Genomic DNA, 16153 nt, shown 5'->3' on the forward strand with positions numbered 1-16153 from the left:
ACGATGGTGCGACTCTAGGGGGCCCCTCGGACAATGCCCCCGGCAGCGTCCGCGACCCTGTGGACAACCGGGCCGTGCGGAGTTCAGACGCCGCCGCCGGCACCCTTCGGGTCGGTGAAGTCCCAGCTGAGCAGCAGGATGGCGAGGTCGTCCAGATGACGTCCCGCGTCCATCTTGCGGGTGACGGTGGTCAGATGGTCCACCAGCGCCTGCCCGGTCGTGCGCGGCGCGCTGTCGATGATCGACAGCAGTCCCTCGGTCCCCAGGCGGTCCCGCCCGGGCCCGGAGTGCCCCTCCACCAGGCCGTCGGTGTGCAGCAACAGCGAGGCGGCGGGCGGCAGTTCGGTGCGCGTGGTGTGCCGGCTGATGCCGCCGGGGCCGATGCCCAGGGCGATGCCCGGCCGGGACGGCAGCGGGCGGGCGCTGCCGTCCCGCAGCAGCAGCGGTTCGTCGTGGCCGGCCAGCGTGACGTCGATCCGGCAGGTGTCCGGGTGCAGCGAGATGGTCGCGACGGTGGCGAACATGGCGGAGTAGGGGCGTTCCGCGACGAGTACCTGCTCCATCAGGGCCAGCAGCCCGGACTCGCGGTGCCCGCCCAGCACGAGCGAGCGCCACGCGATGCGCAGGCACACCCCGATCGCGGCCTCGTCGGGCCCGTGGCCGCTGACGTCGCCGATGACGGCGTGCACGACCCCGTCCGAGGTCTCCACCACGTCGAGGAAGTCGCCGGCCAGCAGGGCGCCCTCGCGGCCCGGCAGGTAGCAGCTGGTGGGGACCACGGCCCGGGTGGTGAGCATCGGGGTGGGCAGCAGGCCCCGCTCCAGCCGGGTGTTCTCCTGCGCCCGCAGATGGTTCTCGCGCAGTTCGGTCGCGGTGCGCTCGGCGTGCTTGCGGTGCACGGCGTAGCGCAGCGCACGATCGAGGAGCTCACCGGTGACGGCACCCTTGACGAGGTAGTCCTGGGCCCCCGCGGCGACGGCTTCCGCGCCCGCGCTGCTCTCGGCCATGCCGGTCAGGACGATGACGGCCGCCGCCGGGCCCGCGGTCAGCACCTGGTGCACGGCGCCGATGCCCGAGGCGTCGGGCAGGTGCAGGTCGAGCAGGATGCAGTCGGGCGTGCGCCCCTTGAGCCGGGCCAGCCCGTCGGCGAGCGTCTGGGCCCACTCCAGGTCGACGCTCAGACCGGTGTCAGCGAGGTACTCCTCGACCAGCATGGCGTCGCCGGCGTCGTCCTCGATGAGCAGGACGGCGTAGCGGCCGGGCGAGCGCTGGGCGGGGACGGCGGGCGGCATCGCCGGCGCGTTCATGACGGGACTTCCTCGGTGTCCGGGGCCGGCTCGGCCTGGGGCAGGGGCGGTCCGGGCAGCGTGAAGGTGATGCGGGCGCCGGGGCTGTGCGCGGGGTCGATGGCGATCGTACCGCCGTGGAATTCCACGATCTTCTTGCACAGCGCCAGGCCGATGCCGTTGCCCGGATAGGCGTCCCGGGTGTGCAGCCGCTGGAAGATCACGAAGACGCGGTCGGCGTACTCGGCCCCGATCCCGATGCCGTTGTCGGCGACCGCGAAGTGCCACAGCCCGTCCTCGAACCGGGCGCTCACCTCGACCCGCGGAGCCCGCTCGGCGGAGCGGAACTTCAGCGCGTTGGATACGAGGTTCTGCAGCAGCATGCCCAGCTGGGTCGCGTCACCGGACACCACGGGCAGCGGATCGTGGGTGATCTTCGCGTCGGCCTCCTCGACGGCGATGCTCAGCGCGTCGGTGGTGCGCGAGAACAGCTCCTCCAGGTCGACCGTCTCGTTGTCGGCGTGCAGCCGCCCCACCCGGGAGAAGGCCAGCAGGTCGTGGATGAGGGTCTGCATCCGGTTGGCGCCGTCGACGGCGAAGTCGATGTACTGCACGGCCCGCTCGTCGAGCTGGTCGGAGTAGCGGCGCTGCAGCAGCTGGCAGAAGCTGGCGACCTTGCGCAGCGGCTCCTGCAGGTCGTGGGAGGCGACGTAGGCGAACTGCTCCAGCTCCGCGTTGGAGCGGCGCAGGTCGGCGGCCTGCTCGTCCAGCCGCTCGCGGGCCGAGTCCGTGAAGGCCAGTTCGTCCGCGAGCCGTCCGCGCATCGCTTCGATGTCCACCGTCAGCCGGCGCAGGTCGGCCGGGCCGCTGGGGGTGATCGGCTGGTCGAAGTTGCCCTTGGCGACGCGCCGGACGCCCTCGGACAGCCGGTCGAGGGGCAGCGTCACCCCGCGCCGCAGCCCCGCGAAGACCAGCGCCGTCAGGGCGAGGATGACCGCGGCGATGAGCGAGAAGATGTAGTTGCGCTGGGTCCGCACGTCGTGCAGTTCGGCGTGCGCCCGGCTCCGGTCCGCCTCCAGGTCCTGCTCCAGGCGGGCGGAGCTCGCGCGGATGGCGTTGAAGTGCTGGCGGCCCTCGTCGGCCCGCTCGGCGGCCAGGGCCACCGGGGCGCCGGCCGGGGCGGAGGCCACCGGCCGGCCGAACCGCGACTGCCAGGTCTCGGCCCGCACGAGCATCTCGTCCAGGTCGGCGGCGGCCTTCGAGTCGTCGGCCAGCAGGGTGCGCAGCAGCGCGACGCTGTCCTTCTGCTGCCGCAGGCCCGAGCGGTAGGGCTCGAGGAAGCCCGGCTCCCCGGTGAGGCCGTAGCCGCGCGCGCCGGTCTCCTGGTTGATCAGGGCGCTCTCCAGCCGTACCGAGGTCACCAGCGCGGGGGTGCTGCCGTCCACCAGCCGGTCCGAGATCGTGGTCGAGCGGGCCAGGACCCACACACCGGCCACCGCGAGCAGGGTCAGGACGGCGAGGGCCGCGCTGACTCCCACGGTCAGCCAGCGGCGCGTCGTCCAGCCCGCCACGCGGCCGCGGAACCGGCCTGCCTCCGCCGCTTCGGAGCGCCGCCCCCCGGGCGGACCCCCGTGGCTGCGCACCTCTGCAAGGCCTGTCACTGCGACTCCTCGATCCCCTCGCCCCGCCGCGGCCGCGACGGGTGCCGTTCTGCCCCCCAGGTACAGACGGGCCATCGTACCCAGTCCGACAACCAAGATTGTCGCCCCGTCGGACCGACCTTAGGGTGGGTCCGGACCACTGGCCCCCCGACCCCGCAGACCTCTCCAGGAGCGCTTTCGTGAACGCCCCCGTCTCTCCCCGCTCCTACAGCATCCTGCTCGTCGAGGACGACGCGGCCGATGCGATGCTCATCGAGGAGGCCCTCTCGGAGAAGGGGCTGACCCGCGAGATCGTCCGTGTCGACGACGGCGTCGCCGCCCTGGAGCACCTGCGGGACCCGGCCACCGAGCGCCCGGACCTCATCGTGCTGGACCTGAACATGCCCCGGATGAACGGCCGCGAGCTGCTGGCCGTCCTCAAGGACGACCCGGCCCTGACCACCATCCCCGTGGTCGTCCTCACCACCTCGTCCACGCCGGACGACATCGCGGACGCCTACCAGCACCACGCCAACGCGTACGTCACCAAGCCGGTCAACCTCGACGAGTTCCTGCAGTCCGTGCGCGGCATCGACGCCTTCTTCCTCGACATCGCCACCCACCTGCCGCGCGACTGACCCCGGGACGGGAGCGCCACCGGCAGCGCACGGCCACGGTCCGACCCGGGCCGGACCGTGGCCGATCACACCCTCATCACATCCTGATCACGCCCTGACCAGGCCATTGGACCTTCCGCCGAAGCTCCGGGCAGGTGCCATGGATATTCGCATGATGAATTGCAAATGCCATGGAATCCGCCCTACGGTGGCGCACATGCAGCCTCCCTGGGCCCGCGCCCGTGCGAAGACTGCCCGCGTGCACTCACCAGGGAGGCCCACCCCCATGTCCTACGTGTCCTGCGCATTCGCCAGGCGCCGCGCCGCCGCCGCGGCCGTCACCGCCGTCCTGTTCGTCCCGCTCGTCGCGGCCTGCGGCAGTGACGACACGAAGGACACCGGAGCCTCGACGGCCCCGGCCACCACCGCCTCGGGTGCTCCCAAGGCGGCTCTGACGGTGCTCGCCGCCTCCTCGCTGACGAACGTGTTCAGGACCGCGGGCGCCGCGTACGAGAAGAGCCACCCGGGCACGACGGTGAAGTTCTCCTTCGCCGGCTCGCAGGAGCTGGCCGCCCAGGTCAAGCAGGGCGCGCCCGCCGACGCGCTGGTCACGGCGGACACCAGGACGATGGACGGCCTGAAGTCCGACACCGGTACCCCGACGATCATCGCCAGGAACCGTCTGGTGATCGCCACCGGCGAGGGCAACCCGCTGAGGATCACCGCGCTCAAGGACCTGGCCGACACCAAGTTCAAGGTCGTGCTGGCCGCGCCCGCCGTGCCCGTCGGCCGCTACAGCAAGCAGGTGCTGGACGCCCAGAAGATCGTCGTCAAGCCGGTCTCGCAGGAGCCGAACGTGCGCGCCGTCCTGAGCAAGGTCGAGCTCGGCGAGGCCGACGCCGGCATCGTCTACGCCACCGACGCCGCGACCGCCACGAGCAAGGTCGACGCCATCGAGATCCCGGACGCGCAGAACGCCGTCGCCTCCTACCCTGCCGCTACCTTGAAGACCACGAAGAACAGCGAGGCCGCCGCCGCGTTCGTGGCCTGGCTGAGCACCCCCGAGGCGCAGCAGATCCTCCGGGCGGCGGGCTTCCAGCAGCCGTAGTCCCCGTACGGAAACGGGAGCCGGCAGCCGTCCCTGCCGGTGGAGGCGGTCCGGATCGGGGAGCGGACAGCCCCCTCCGGACCGCCCCGCCCCGAACCCAGGAACCGCCGATGAGACGCACCCGCCACCGCACCCGCGGTGCGCGCACCCCGCTCGCGCTGGCCCTGCCCGCCCTGCTCGCGATCGCGTTCCTGCTGATGCCGCTGGTCGGCATCCTCTCCCGCACCGCCTGGGGCGACATCGGCACCCACCTGACGGAACCCGACGTCACCACGGCGCTGCGGCTGTCGCTGCTGGTCTCGTTCTGGGCGCTGGGGCTCTCCCTGGTGCTCGGGGTGCCGCTGGCGTGGCTGCTGGCCCGGGTCGACTTCCCCGGCAAGTCGCTGGTGCGCTCCCTGGTGCTGCTGCCGATGGTGCTGCCGCCCACGGTGGGCGGCGTCGCGCTGCTGCTCGGCTTCGGACGGCGCGGGCTGCTCGGGCCGTGGCTGGAGAACACGTTCGGCATCGTGCTGCCGTTCCACACCTCGGGCGCGGTGGTCGCGGCGACCTTCGTGGCGATGCCGTTCCTGGTCATCAGCTTGGAAGGGACCCTGACGGGGCTGCGCCCCGGCTACGAGGAGACCGCCGCCTCGCTGGGAGCGTCCCCGGTGCGGGTCTTCCTCACCGTCACCCTGCCCCTAGTCGCCCCGGGGCTGGTGGCGGGCTCGGCACTGACCTGGGCGCGGGCGCTGGGCGAGTTCGGGGCGACCATCACCTTCGCGGGCAACCTCCCCGGCACCACCCAGACCCTGCCGCTGGAGGTCTACCTGCTCCTGCAGGACTCGCCCGAAGCGGCCACGTCCGTGTCCCTGCTGCTGCTCGCCATCGCGATGGCGGTCCTGATCGCGCTGCGCGGCCGCTGGACCGGCGGCGGAGCGGGCGGCGGAGCCGGCCGGGAGCGCGGCGCCCGGCGGACGGCGGACGACGCCCCGGCGGACCCCGCCCCGCTGCCCGCCCCCGCAGTCACCGACAGCGCCCCCGCACCGGCCGCGGACGACCGCTGGTCGCTGCACACCGACGTCACCGGCTCCACCCGGCTGACCCTGGACGCCGAGCCCGGCACCACCATCGCCGTCGTCGGCCCCAACGGCGCCGGCAAGACGACCCTCCTGCGCGCCCTGCTCGGCCTCACCCCCCGGGCCCACGCCGAACTGCGCCTCGGCGGCACCGACGTGACGGACCTGCCGCCGCACCGGCGCGGCGTGGCCTGGGTCCCGCAGGACGGCGCGCTGTTCCCGCACCTGAGCGCGCTGTCCAACACCGCCTACGGCCTGCGCGCCCAGCGCGTACCGCGCGCCCGGGCGCGCCGCACCGCCCAGCAGTGGCTCGACCGGCTCGGCGTCGGCCACCTCGCCCACCGCAGGCCCGCGCAGCTCTCCGGCGGCCAGGCCCAGCGGGTGGCCCTCGCCCGCGCCCTCGCCGCCCGCCCCCGGCTGCTGCTGCTCGACGAACCGCTGGCCGCCCTCGACCAGACCACCCGCGCGCACGTCCGGCACACGCTGCGCACCCACCTCGACGGCTTCGGCGGGGTCTGCCTGATCGTCACCCACGACCCCGTCGAGGCGGTCGCCCTCGCCGACCGGGTGCTCGTCCTCGAGGACGGGCAGGCGCTGCAGGACGCGTCGCCCGCCGACGTCACCCGCCATCCCCGCTCCCCCTGGGTCGCCCGGATGCTCGGCCGCAACGCGTGGCCCGGCACGGCGACCGCCGGCGGCCTCGCGCTGGCCGGCGGCGGCCGGCTCGTCGTCGCCGACGCCCTCGCCGACGGGGCGCGCGCCCTGGCGATCATCGCGCCGGAGGCGGTCTCCGTGCACCGCGAGAAACCCGCGGGCAGCCCCCGCAACGTCTGGCCCGGCACGATCCGCGAGATCACCTCCGTCGGCAGCCGCCTGCGGCTGCTCGTCACCTCCGAGCAGGCACCCGACCTCGTCGCCGAGATCACCCCGCAGGCCGCCGCCGAACTCGGCCTCACCGACGGCACGCCCGTGTGGACCAGCGTCAAGGCCACCGAGGTCACCCTCGTCACCCTGTGAGCGGCCGGGCGCGCGGCAGCGGCTCGATACACTGCGACGCTGTCCGCGGCGAGGGAAGGGGAACGGCGAACGTGACGCGCCATGTGCTCATCCTGGGCGGCACCACCGAGGCGCGCGCCCTGGCCGCGACCCTGGCCGCCGATCGGGCGCTGCGGGTGACCAGTTCACTGGCGGGACGGGTCGCCGAGCCGCGGCTGCCCGCGGGCGAGGTGCGGATCGGCGGGTTCGGGGGCCCGGACGCGCTGCGGTGCTGGCTGGCCGACCACGCGGTGGACGCGCTGGTCGACGCCACCCATCCGTTCGCCGCCACCATCAGCGCGCACGCCGCGCGGGCGGCGGCCGCCGCCGGCGTCCCGCTGCTCGCGGTGCGGCGGCCCGGCTGGGTGGCGGCCCCGGGCGACCGCTGGCACCCGGCCGACTCCCTGGCCGGGGCCGCCGCGCTGCTCCCGGGCCTCGGCCGGCGGATCTTCCTGACCACGGGCCGGACGGGGCTGGAGGCCTTCGCCGCGACGACCGGCCTGTGGTTCCTGATCCGCTCGGTCGACGCCCCGCGACCGCCCCTGCCCGAGCCGTCGCACGTGCTGCTCGCCAGGGGGCCCTTCACCGTCGAGGGGGAGGCGGAACTGCTGCGCCGGCACCGCGTCGACGTCCTCGTCACCAAGGACAGCGGCGGACCGGCCACGGCGGCCAAGCTCACCGCCGCCCGCGAGGCGGGCGTGCCGGTCGTCGTCGTACGCCGCCCGCCGGTGCCCGGCGGGGTGCCGGTGGTCGCGACCCCCGACGAGGCGGCCGCATGGCTGCGCGCCGCGCCGGCCCGGCTCGACCCTTGACCGGATAAGCCGGATCAGCCGTCGTCGCGGTCGCCGGCGGGGGTGCGGCGCAGCAGATAGGTGTCCATGATCCAGCCCTTGCGGGCGCGGGCCTCGGCGCGCACCTCCTGGATGCGCTCCGCGACGTCGGGCAGCCGCCCCGAGACCAGGATCTCGTCCGGGGTGCCCAGGTACGCGCCCCAGTAGATCGTCACGTCGGCGCCGTCGTCGGGGAGGTGCGCGAAGGCCTGGTGCGCGTCGAGCATGACGACGACGTCGTCGGCGCCCGCGGGGAAGCCCGCGGCCAACTGCCGGCCGGTGGTGATCTGCACGGGCTTCGCGGGCCTGTTCAGCCCGGTGCGGTGCTTGGCGGCCAGCGCCGCGACACTGCTGATGCCGGGGACGACCTCGTAGTCGAACGCGACCGTCCCCCGCCCGAGGACGTCCTCCAGGATGCCCAGCGTGCTGTCGTACAGGGCGGGGTCGCCCCACACCAGGAAGGCGCCGCACTGGTCGTCCGCCAGCTCCGTGGCGATGAACCGCTCGTAGATGTCGGCCCGCCGGTGGCGCCAGTCACCGACCGCCGACGCGTAGACCGGCGACGGCGCCGTGCGGTCCCGGTCGGGGTCGGGAGCGGACACCAGGCGGTGCGGCCGCGTCACGTGCTGCTCGATGATGTCGTGGCGCAACTGCACCAGGTCCGACTTCTCCTCGCCCTTGTCCAGGACGAAGAACACATCGGCCCGGTTGAGCGCCTTGACCGCCTGCAGCGTCAGATGGTCCGGGTCGCCCGCACCGATACCGATGACAAAGATCTTCCTCACGGCGTCGAGTCTGCACCATGCCCCGCGGCCGTGGACGCGGCGGTGTCCCATCTCACCGTCCGGCAGCTGAACACCGCTGACCCCGGCACGCTCTTGGCCTAGGCTGGGCGGTGCAGCTGGTTCGCCCTGTCCGCCAGGCAGGCGCGTCGCAAGAGGGAACCCGGTGGAATTCCGGGACTGCCCCGCAGCGGTGAGTGGGAACGACCGCCGTCATACGCACTGGGACCCGAGACGGGACCTGGGAAGCGACGGCCAGTAGGTGTCTCGTGTCCGTACGAGACGTGCCCGCGAGTCCGAAGACCTGCCACTGCCCGCGCGCCTCGTCGGCGCACGGTGATTCCGGAGACCTCGAGGGCGGGTCGGAGTACACATCAGGCGGGCTCGTGCCGCGTGCGTCGTTCCGGCGCTCGGCGACGGGCGTCCCGTCCGGTCTGTGGTCCCTTCGCGCCGTCGGCTCCCCGGAGTCGTATGGGAGACACTCGCGAAGGAGAGTTCCATGACCGGTTCGACCCGTTCCCCGTCCAGTTCCACGTCCAGTTCCACGACCCGTTCCACGACCGGCTCGCCCGGCACCGCCCGCCCCACCGTGCACGGCTACCCCCGGCAGGGCCGCAACCGCGAGCTGAAGAAGGCGATCGAGGGCTACTGGAAGGGCGCCGTGGGCGCCGACGCCCTGCGGGACGCGGCCGCCGAGCTGCGCCGCACCCACTGGCGGCAGCTCGCCGACGCCGGCATCCAGGAGGTCCCGACCGGCGACTTCTCGTACTACGACCACGTGCTGGACACCAGCGTCATGGTCGGCGCGATCCCCGCGCGGCACCGCGCCGCGGTCGCCGCCGACGCGCTGGACGGCTACTTCGCGATGGCTCGCGGCACGCAGGACGTCGCGCCGCTGGAGATGACGAAGTGGTTCGACACCAACTACCACTACCTGGTGCCCGAGCTGGGCCCGGACACCGTGTTCAGCGCCGACTCCGCCCAGCAGGTCGGCGCGTTGCGGGAGGCGCTCGCGCTCGGCCTCGCCGCGCGCCCGGTGCTCGTCGGCCCGATCACCTACCTGCTGCTCGCCAAGCCCGCCCCGGGCGTCGCGGCGGACTTCGAACCGCTGACGCTCCTCGACCGGCTGCTGCCGGTGTACGCCGAGGTACTGGCCGACCTGCTCGCCGCGGGAGCGGAGTGGGTGCAGCTCGACGAGCCGGCCCTGGTCCAGGACCGCACCCCGGCCGAACTCAACGCCGCCGCGCGCGCCTACCGCGTGCTGGGCGCTCTCACCGACCGGCCCAAGCTGCTGGTCGCGTCGTACTTCGACCGGCTGGGCGAGGCCCTGCCGATCCTGGCCAAGGCGCCCGTCGAGGGCCTCGCGCTGGACTTCACCGGCCCCGCCGCCGCCAACCTCGACGACCTCGCGGCCGTCGGGGGACTGCCCGGCAAGCGCCTGCTGGCGGGCGTCGTCAACGGCCGCAACGTCTGGATCAACGACTACGAGAAGTCGCTGTCCGTCCTGGGCACCCTCCTCGGGCTGGCCGGACACGTCGACGTGGCGTCCTCCTGCTCCCTGCTGCACGTGCCGCTGGACGCCACCGCCGAGCGCGACATCGACCCGCAGATCGCCCGCTGGCTGGCCTTCGCCCGGCAGAAGACCGCCGAGATCGTCACGCTGGCCCGCGGGCTCACCCGGGGCACCGACACCATCGCGGCCGAACTCGCCGCCAACCGCGCCGACCTGGCCTCGCGGGCGGGCTCCGCCCTCACCAACGACCCGGCCGTCCGGGCCCGCGCCGCCGCCGTCACCGACGGCGACGCCCGCCGCTCCCAGCCCTACGCGGAGCGCGCCGCCGCCCAGCGCGCCCTGCTCGCCCTGCCGTTGCTGCCGACGACCACCATCGGCTCGTTCCCGCAGACCACCGAACTGCGCACCGCGCGGGCCGATCTGCGGGCCGGGCGCATCGACACCGCCGCCTACGACGCCCGCATCGAGACCGAGATCCGCGAGGTCCTCTCCTTCCAGGAGAAGGCCGGCATCGACGTCCTGGTGCACGGCGAGCCCGAACGCAACGACATGGTGCAGTACTTCGCCGAGCAGCTGACCGGCTACCTCGCCACCCGGCACGGCTGGGTCCAGTCCTACGGGACCCGCTACGTGCGGCCGCCGATCCTGGCCGGGGACATCTCCCGTCCCGAGCCGATGACCGTCCGCTGGACGCGCTTCGCGCAGTCCCTCACCGACCGCCCGGTCAAGGGCATGCTCACCGGTCCGGTGACCATGCTGGCCTGGTCCTTCGTCCGGGACGACCAGCCGCTGGGCGACACCGCCCGCCAGGTCGCGCTCGCCCTGCGCGACGAGGTGGACGACCTGGAGGCGGCCGGCAGTTCGGTGATCCAGGTGGACGAGCCGGCGCTGCGCGAGACGCTGCCGCTGCGGGCCGACGGCCGCGCCGCGTACCTGGACTGGGCGACGGAGGCCTTCCGCCTCACCGTCTCCGGGGTCCGTCCCGCCACCCAGATCCACACCCACATGTGCTACGCCGAGTTCGGCGACATCTTCCAGGCCATCGACGACCTCGACGCCGACGTCATCAGCCTGGAGGCCGCCCGCTCCCACATGCAGGTCGCGGGCGAGCTGGCCACCGCCGGCTACCCGCGCGAGGTCGGTCCCGGGGTCTACGACATCCACTCCCCCCGCATCCCCGGTGCGGCGGAGGCGGCAGCCCTGCTGCGCAAGGGCCTGGAGGCGATCCCCGCCGAGCGGCTGTGGGTCAACCCGGACTGCGGCCTGAAGACGCGCGGCTGGCCGGAGGCCAGGACCTCGCTGGAGAACCTCGTCGCCGCCGCGCGTGAGGTGCGGAGCACACTGCCGGGCTCGGCTTCCTGACCCGCCCGGGGCCGGGACGGGCACCGCGCAGCCCCGCGCAGGCCCGCCCCGGCCCCGAGCACGGCCCCGGTCACGGCCCCGGTCACGGCCCGGCCGCCGGGCCGGGGGAGACCGCACCCGTTCATCCTTCCGGGCTAAAGGAGCGGTGTTCACCCCGGGCCGCCTCCGGAGGAGCGCTCTGATGGGTGTGCCGCACCGCTCGTGTGCCCGGGCGGCCCGGCTGGACGGTCCGGAAGATCGCCCGTAATGCGAACCTTGTCCGCTGCGGAGATCCTGGAGGTGCTGTCCATCACGCGAGGAGGACCCACATGTCCATGTTGGACAAGATCAAAGGCATGCTCAAGGGCCACGAGGACCAGGCGCGGCAGGGGATCGAGAAGGGCGGCGACTTCATCGACCAGAAGACCCAGGGCAAGTACAGCGGCCAGGTCGACACGGCCCAGCAGAAGCTGAACGAGCAGCTGGGTGGCACTCCTCCGCCCACCGACGAGGCAGGCCGGTAGCCGGCCCGCGCGGCCCGGCCGGCGCGTAGCGCCCACCCCCTGGAGTTCGGCCCGGCGGAACATCGTGATCGCTCCGCCGGGCCTCCGTTCGCCCCACGTCCGGCCCTCGTCGTTACGTCCCTCCGAACCACCGAGGTGCGGTCCCCCGTACGGCGAGCGGCCGCCGGCCCCCGGAAGGTGCCTCCTGTGCGTCACGTTCCCGTACCCGCCCCCCAGCACGTCGGACCGCGCCGGCGGCGCCGGTCGCGCAGCACCCTCTGGGCGGTGGCCGCGGGCCTGCTCGCCGGCGCCGCCGTCGGAGCCGGCGGGAGCCACGGCGCCGTCGCGGCGCCGCGGGCGTACCCGGCCCTGGCCCCGGCGGCGGCCGGCGCGCGGGCCCAGCAGGTGGTGAGCGCCGTCAACGCGCAGCGCGTGAAGCACGGCTGCCGGCGGGTCACGGTGAACGCGAAGCTCACGGCCGCCGCCCAGGGGCACTCCGACGACATGGCCGCGCGCGGCTACTACGAGCACGCGACACCCGACGGCAAGGACCCCGGGGCCCGGCTGACGGCCGCCGGCTACCGGTGGAAGCGGTGGGGCGAGAACATCGGCAAGGGCGCCAAGGACCCCCGAGCGGTCATGGACGCCTGGATGCGCAGCGGAGCCCACCGTTCCAACATCCTGAACTGCACGTTCAAGGAGATAGGCGTGGGCGTGAGCCTGCGCTCGAACGGCCCATGGTGGACGCAGGACTTCGCCGCCCGCTGACCGCGCTCCCGCCCGCGCGACGCCGCCGGTCCGGCCGTTCTCGACGCGCGGCAACGGTGAGGCGTGCATAGCGTGGTCGTGCAGCAGCCCACACGAAGGGACGACGCACCATGAGTGACACCACACCGCGCAACCGGCCCGAGCCCGACCGTTCCGACCCCGGAGGCAAGCAGGGACCGCGCGGCGACGCGGGATCGCGCGGCCGGACCACCATCGCCGACGGCGTGGTGGAGAAGATCGCCGGCATGGCCGCCCGGGACGTCGAGGGCGTGCACGCGATGGGCACCGGCTTCGCCCGGACCTTCGGCGCCGTGCGCGACCGGGTGCCGGGCGGCGGCAAGTCCGTCACCCGCGGCGTGAAGGCGGAGGTCGGTGAGAAGCAGGCCGCCCTCGACCTCGACCTCGTCGTCGAGTACGGCGTGTCCATCGTGGACGTCGCCAACGCGGTGCGCCGCAACGTCGTCGCGGCGGTCGAGCGGATGACCGGGCTCGAGGTCGTCGAGGTCAACATCGCGATCGGTGACGTCAAGCTGCCGGACGAAGAGGACGACGACGAGGACGACCAGCAGCAGCGGGTCCAGTGAGCCGCGAGGCGGCGCGGCAGACGGTGGGCGCACGATGAGCATGGCACTGGTCGGACTGGCCGCGGGCATGGCCCTGGCGTTCGCCGGGTACTTCGGCGGGTTCGGCGCGTTCCTGCTCGTGGCGGCGCTGGGCGCCATCGGCTTCGTGGCGGGCAAGTTCCTGGACGGGGACCTCGACCCGTCCGACTTCCTCCGCGGCCGCGACGACGGCCGGGACCGCTCCCGGCGCTGAGCGCACCGGCCGGCCCGGAACCACCCCGCGGTGGTCCGGACCGGGCCCGGACCGTAAACGCTCTCAAGCGCTGCGGCGGACGTCACGGAACGTGCGCACGCCCGAGCGCCCGGCCCGGTGGCCACCACGCCTTACGACCCCCGCAATGTGCTGGTCACATTGCGGGGGTTGCCTTGTTGACGGTCTCAACCATTCCCGGGGGCGGGGCGCCCGGGATCGCGGCCGGTGACTGCGAGTTCGCGCCAATCGCGTCCGTACTCGCGAGTAATGCTCGCTAGAGGTATAGACCAATGATAAATATGGGGAACGGATCTCACCTGTGCGATCACCATGCGTCACCTCCGATGGGAAGGGATCACCCGCTGTGCCCCGTTCCTCCCGTTCCGCCCCGCCCGCCCTTCCGCTCTACCAGCGGATCGCCGACAAGCTCCAGGCCGAACTCGACAAGGGCCGCATCGCGCCGGGCGACCGGCTGCCCGCCGAGCGCCTGCTCGCCGCCCGCTTCGGCGTCAACCGGCAGACCGTACGCCAGGCCCTGCAACTCCTGCGCGACCGCGGCCTGGTCACCACCGGGCACCGCGGCACCCGGGCGGCGACCGTGCCCGCGGCGCTGCCGCAGCAGGCGATCGACACCGCGGCCGGCACGCCCGCGTCGCTGTCGCACCCCGACGGCGTCCTGCGCACCGCGCCCGCGCCCGTCGACATCTGCTGCCTGCTCGGCCTCACCCCCGGCACCCCCACCCTCGTCCACCAGCGCGTCGAGCAGGCGCCGGGGGACCAGTTGGCCGACGCCACGTCCTACTTCTCACCCATCGCGCTCGCCGAGATACCGCAGCTGGCCGAGCACCGCCGCTCCTCCCCCGAGCCGCACCGCGGCAACCTGCGCGGCCTGTACCAGTGGATGATCGACGCCGATCTGCGCCCCCACCGGCGCGACACCATCGACCTCACCCCGCTCCACAGCCCCCGCCCCGCCGCCGCGGACCAGGCGAAGCTCACGATCCGCCGCACCATCGCCGACCAGCACGGCCGCGTCCTGGAGATCACCGACCTGCAACTGCCGCCCGGCCCGGCGCAACTGGTCTACGACTTCGCCCTGCCCGGCGCCTGACCCCGACGCGCCTGACCGGGGCCCCGCGGATAGGCCGCCGGTGGCGACAGGACTATGGTCGACTTCCCAGAACCGCTACGACGAAGGGGCAGTCGGCGATGGCGCGGGACGAGGCCGTTATCGGCTGCACGGGGGAACTTCTGATCGCCACCCGCGGATCCGCCGGACCCGGCGAGATCCTGGTGCGCGTCCGAGGCGGAACCGAGACCTTCCTCGCCTGGTCCGAAGAGCCCCTGCCGCGCGGAACGACCGTGCTCGTCATCGAGTCCCGCGGAATGCGGCAGGTCGGCGTCATCGAGTGGGCAGATCCCCTGGATGCGTTGGGCGGCGTCAGCGACGCCACCTCTTGAAGGAGTCGACATGTTCGGTTATCGCGTTCCCGCCCCCGATGAGGCGATGCTGATCTCCGGAGGCAGGCGAGGACTGGCCGGTGCGCCGTTCCGCGTGGTGACCGGCCACGGCAAGTTCGTGCTCCCCGTCTTCCGCAAGACCCGCTTCCTGACCCTGGCGATGTGCGAGGCGGAGGTCGCCGAGACCTGCGTGACCCGGCAGGGCATCGCGCTGACGGTCCGGGCGGTGATCGCGTTCAAGGTGGGCAACGACACCGAGAGCATCGTCAACGCCGGACAGCGCTTCCTCTCCGACCAGGACCAGATGTCGGTGCTGACCGGCCGGATCTTCGCCGGCCATCTGCGGTCCATCATCGGCTCGATGACGGTCGAGGAGATCGTCACCGAGCGGCAGAAGCTCGCCACCGAGGTCCTGGAGACCTCCAAGACCGAGATGGCCAAGATCGGCCTGACCGTCGACTCGCTGCAGATCCAGTCGATCGACGACGGCAACACCGGGTACATCGCCGCGATGGCCGCCCCGCACAAGGCCGCCATCCAGCGGCAGGCCCAGATCGCCCAGGCCCAGGCCACCCAGGCCTCGGTCGAGGCGGAGCAGGTCGCCGCCCGCAACCAGGCCGAGTACGCGCGGCAGACCGCCGTGGTCAAGGCCGAGTACTCGGCCCAGGTGGACCGCGCCCAGGCCCAGGCCGCCCAGGCCGGCCCGCTCGCGATGGCCCACGCGCAGCAGGAAGTCCTCATCGCCCAGACCGAACTGGCCCAGCGCCAGGCCGAGTTGCGCCAGCAGCAGCTGCGGGCCGAGATCGTCAAGCCCGCCGAGGCCGAGGCCGAACGCATCAAGGTGCTGGCGATCGCCGACGCCGAGCGGATGAAGATCCAGGCCGAGGCCGCCGCCTCGTACGACCGGGTGGCGCTGGACCGGATGCTCATCGACCAGCTGCCGCTCATCGTCAAGGAGGCCGCGGGCGGCCTCGCGGGAGCCAACGTCAACGTCCTCAACGGCGCCGACGGCCTCAGCGAGATCGCGGCGGGCCTGGTCGGCCAGGGCCTGACCATCCTGGACTCGGTCCGCAAGAACCTCAGCGGCTCCGCCGAGTACCCCCGCCCGGGCCAGGGCGAGGGCCCCCTCGAACTGCGGGGCGCCCTCAAGCCGACGGCGGGCGCCGCGGGCTCTGCGGGCAGTGCCGCGTCGCAGCGCACCGGTAAGAACCCCGGCCAGGACAAGCCGTCCGACGGCCCCATCAGCATCGACTAGCGCGCCCGGATCCCGTGGAGGGGCCGGCGGGCAGGGACGGATCCCCTGCCCGCCGGCCCCTTCCGTGCGTCCGGTCGTCCCCTGCGGCCGTTCCGGCGCCCCGCCGAGGACGGGCGCAGCACGCCGACGGCCCCGCTACGCCA

At 73.5% G+C, this 16153-nt stretch carries 15 protein-coding genes and 1 riboswitch; of the genes, 12 read left to right on the top strand and 3 right to left on the bottom strand.

Translation table 11 applies throughout. The annotated features are described in order from the left end of the window. Window positions 1-83: 83 nt before the first annotated feature. Window positions 84-1307 carry a fused response regulator/phosphatase gene (locus ABZ721_RS22015; RefSeq protein ID WP_358790349.1) on the bottom strand — a complete coding sequence of 408 codons (1224 nt, stop codon included), beginning with the start codon at window positions 1305-1307 and terminating at the stop codon, window positions 84-86. Beyond that, on the bottom strand, window positions 1304-2857 hold the full coding sequence (locus ABZ721_RS22020) for a CHASE3 domain-containing protein (RefSeq protein WP_358790407.1): 1554 nt from the start codon (window positions 2855-2857) through the stop codon (window positions 1304-1306). The genes ABZ721_RS22015 and ABZ721_RS22020 overlap by 4 nt, the downstream gene beginning before the upstream one ends. A gap of 269 nt (window positions 2858-3126) precedes the next feature. On the opposite strand from ABZ721_RS22020, the gene ABZ721_RS22025 reads away from it, so the two are divergent. The 4 genes from ABZ721_RS22025 to ABZ721_RS22040 all read left to right on the top strand — a co-directional run bounded on the left by ABZ721_RS22025 (window position 3127) and on the right by ABZ721_RS22040 (window position 7553). Continuing rightward, a complete protein-coding gene (locus ABZ721_RS22025; RefSeq protein WP_358790350.1) occupies window positions 3127-3564 on the top strand; it encodes a response regulator in 438 nt (145 codons plus the stop codon). A 265-nt stretch (window positions 3565-3829) separates the two neighbouring features. Beyond that, on the top strand, window positions 3830-4651 hold the full coding sequence (modA, locus tag ABZ721_RS22030; protein ID WP_358790351.1) for a molybdate ABC transporter substrate-binding protein: 822 nt from the start codon (window positions 3830-3832) through the stop codon (window positions 4649-4651). 110 nt (window positions 4652-4761) lie between these two features. Next, window positions 4762-6723 carry an ABC transporter permease gene (locus tag ABZ721_RS22035; protein WP_358790352.1) on the top strand — a complete coding sequence of 654 codons (1962 nt, stop codon included), beginning with the start codon at window positions 4762-4764 and terminating at the stop codon, window positions 6721-6723. A 71-nt stretch (window positions 6724-6794) separates the two neighbouring features. Continuing rightward, window positions 6795-7553, top strand: coding sequence for a cobalt-precorrin-6A reductase (locus ABZ721_RS22040; RefSeq protein WP_358790353.1), 759 nt, complete (start codon window positions 6795-6797; stop codon window positions 7551-7553). A gap of 14 nt (window positions 7554-7567) precedes the next feature. Here ABZ721_RS22040 and cobF read toward each other — a convergent pair whose 3' ends face one another. After that, a complete protein-coding gene (gene cobF, locus ABZ721_RS22045; RefSeq protein ID WP_358790354.1) occupies window positions 7568-8356 on the bottom strand; it encodes a precorrin-6A synthase (deacetylating) in 789 nt (262 codons plus the stop codon). A 117-nt stretch (window positions 8357-8473) separates the two neighbouring features. Then, window positions 8474-8663, top strand: a riboswitch (cobalamin riboswitch). Window positions 8664-8852: 189 nt separating this feature from the next. On the opposite strand from cobF, the gene metE reads away from it, so the two are divergent. From metE to ABZ721_RS22085, 8 genes are all read left to right on the top strand, one after another. Next, a complete protein-coding gene (gene metE, locus ABZ721_RS22050; RefSeq protein WP_358790355.1) occupies window positions 8853-11228 on the top strand; it encodes a 5-methyltetrahydropteroyltriglutamate--homocysteine S-methyltransferase in 2376 nt (791 codons plus the stop codon). A 308-nt stretch (window positions 11229-11536) separates the two neighbouring features. Further along, window positions 11537-11731, top strand: a complete 195-nt coding sequence (locus tag ABZ721_RS22055; protein ID WP_358790356.1) for an antitoxin — start codon at window positions 11537-11539, stop codon at window positions 11729-11731. 186 nt (window positions 11732-11917) lie between these two features. Further along, window positions 11918-12478, top strand: coding sequence for a CAP domain-containing protein (locus tag ABZ721_RS22060; RefSeq protein ID WP_358790357.1), 561 nt, complete (start codon window positions 11918-11920; stop codon window positions 12476-12478). Window positions 12479-12588: 110 nt separating this feature from the next. Next, on the top strand, window positions 12589-13062 hold the full coding sequence (locus ABZ721_RS22065) for an Asp23/Gls24 family envelope stress response protein (RefSeq protein ID WP_358790358.1): 474 nt from the start codon (window positions 12589-12591) through the stop codon (window positions 13060-13062). Between the two features lie 34 nt (window positions 13063-13096). Continuing rightward, window positions 13097-13294 carry a hypothetical protein gene (locus ABZ721_RS22070; RefSeq protein WP_358790359.1) on the top strand — a complete coding sequence of 66 codons (198 nt, stop codon included), beginning with the start codon at window positions 13097-13099 and terminating at the stop codon, window positions 13292-13294. Between the two features lie 364 nt (window positions 13295-13658). Next, a complete protein-coding gene (locus ABZ721_RS22075) occupies window positions 13659-14405 on the top strand; it encodes a GntR family transcriptional regulator (protein WP_358790360.1) in 747 nt (248 codons plus the stop codon). 98 nt (window positions 14406-14503) lie between these two features. Beyond that, window positions 14504-14755: a hypothetical protein gene (locus tag ABZ721_RS22080; protein WP_358790361.1), complete on the top strand. Its 252-nt coding sequence runs from the start codon at window positions 14504-14506 to the stop codon at window positions 14753-14755. Between the two features lie 10 nt (window positions 14756-14765). Continuing rightward, complete coding sequence (locus tag ABZ721_RS22085) at window positions 14766-16010, top strand: SPFH domain-containing protein (RefSeq protein WP_358790362.1); 1245 nt, start codon at window positions 14766-14768, stop codon at window positions 16008-16010. Window positions 16011-16153 lie beyond the last annotated feature (143 nt).

It is taken from the genome of Streptomyces sp. NPDC006733 (assembly GCF_040636125.1).
Taxonomy (GTDB): domain Bacteria; phylum Actinomycetota; class Actinomycetes; order Streptomycetales; family Streptomycetaceae; genus Actinacidiphila.

Coding starts and splice junctions, on each gene's coding strand:
- ABZ721_RS22015 (WP_358790349.1), bottom strand. CDS start 1,307: ATGAACGCGCCGGCGATGCCGCCCGCCGTCCCCGCCCAGCGCTCGCCC.
- modA (WP_358790351.1), top strand. CDS start 3,830: ATGTCCTACGTGTCCTGCGCATTCGCCAGGCGCCGCGCCGCCGCCGCG.
- ABZ721_RS22035 (WP_358790352.1), top strand. CDS start 4,762: ATGAGACGCACCCGCCACCGCACCCGCGGTGCGCGCACCCCGCTCGCG.
- metE (WP_358790355.1), top strand. CDS start 8,853: ATGACCGGTTCGACCCGTTCCCCGTCCAGTTCCACGTCCAGTTCCACG.
- ABZ721_RS22055 (WP_358790356.1), top strand. CDS start 11,537: ATGTCCATGTTGGACAAGATCAAAGGCATGCTCAAGGGCCACGAGGAC.
- ABZ721_RS22065 (WP_358790358.1), top strand. CDS start 12,589: ATGAGTGACACCACACCGCGCAACCGGCCCGAGCCCGACCGTTCCGAC.
- ABZ721_RS22070 (WP_358790359.1), top strand. CDS start 13,097: ATGAGCATGGCACTGGTCGGACTGGCCGCGGGCATGGCCCTGGCGTTC.
- ABZ721_RS22080 (WP_358790361.1), top strand. CDS start 14,504: ATGGCGCGGGACGAGGCCGTTATCGGCTGCACGGGGGAACTTCTGATC.
- ABZ721_RS22085 (WP_358790362.1), top strand. CDS start 14,766: ATGTTCGGTTATCGCGTTCCCGCCCCCGATGAGGCGATGCTGATCTCC.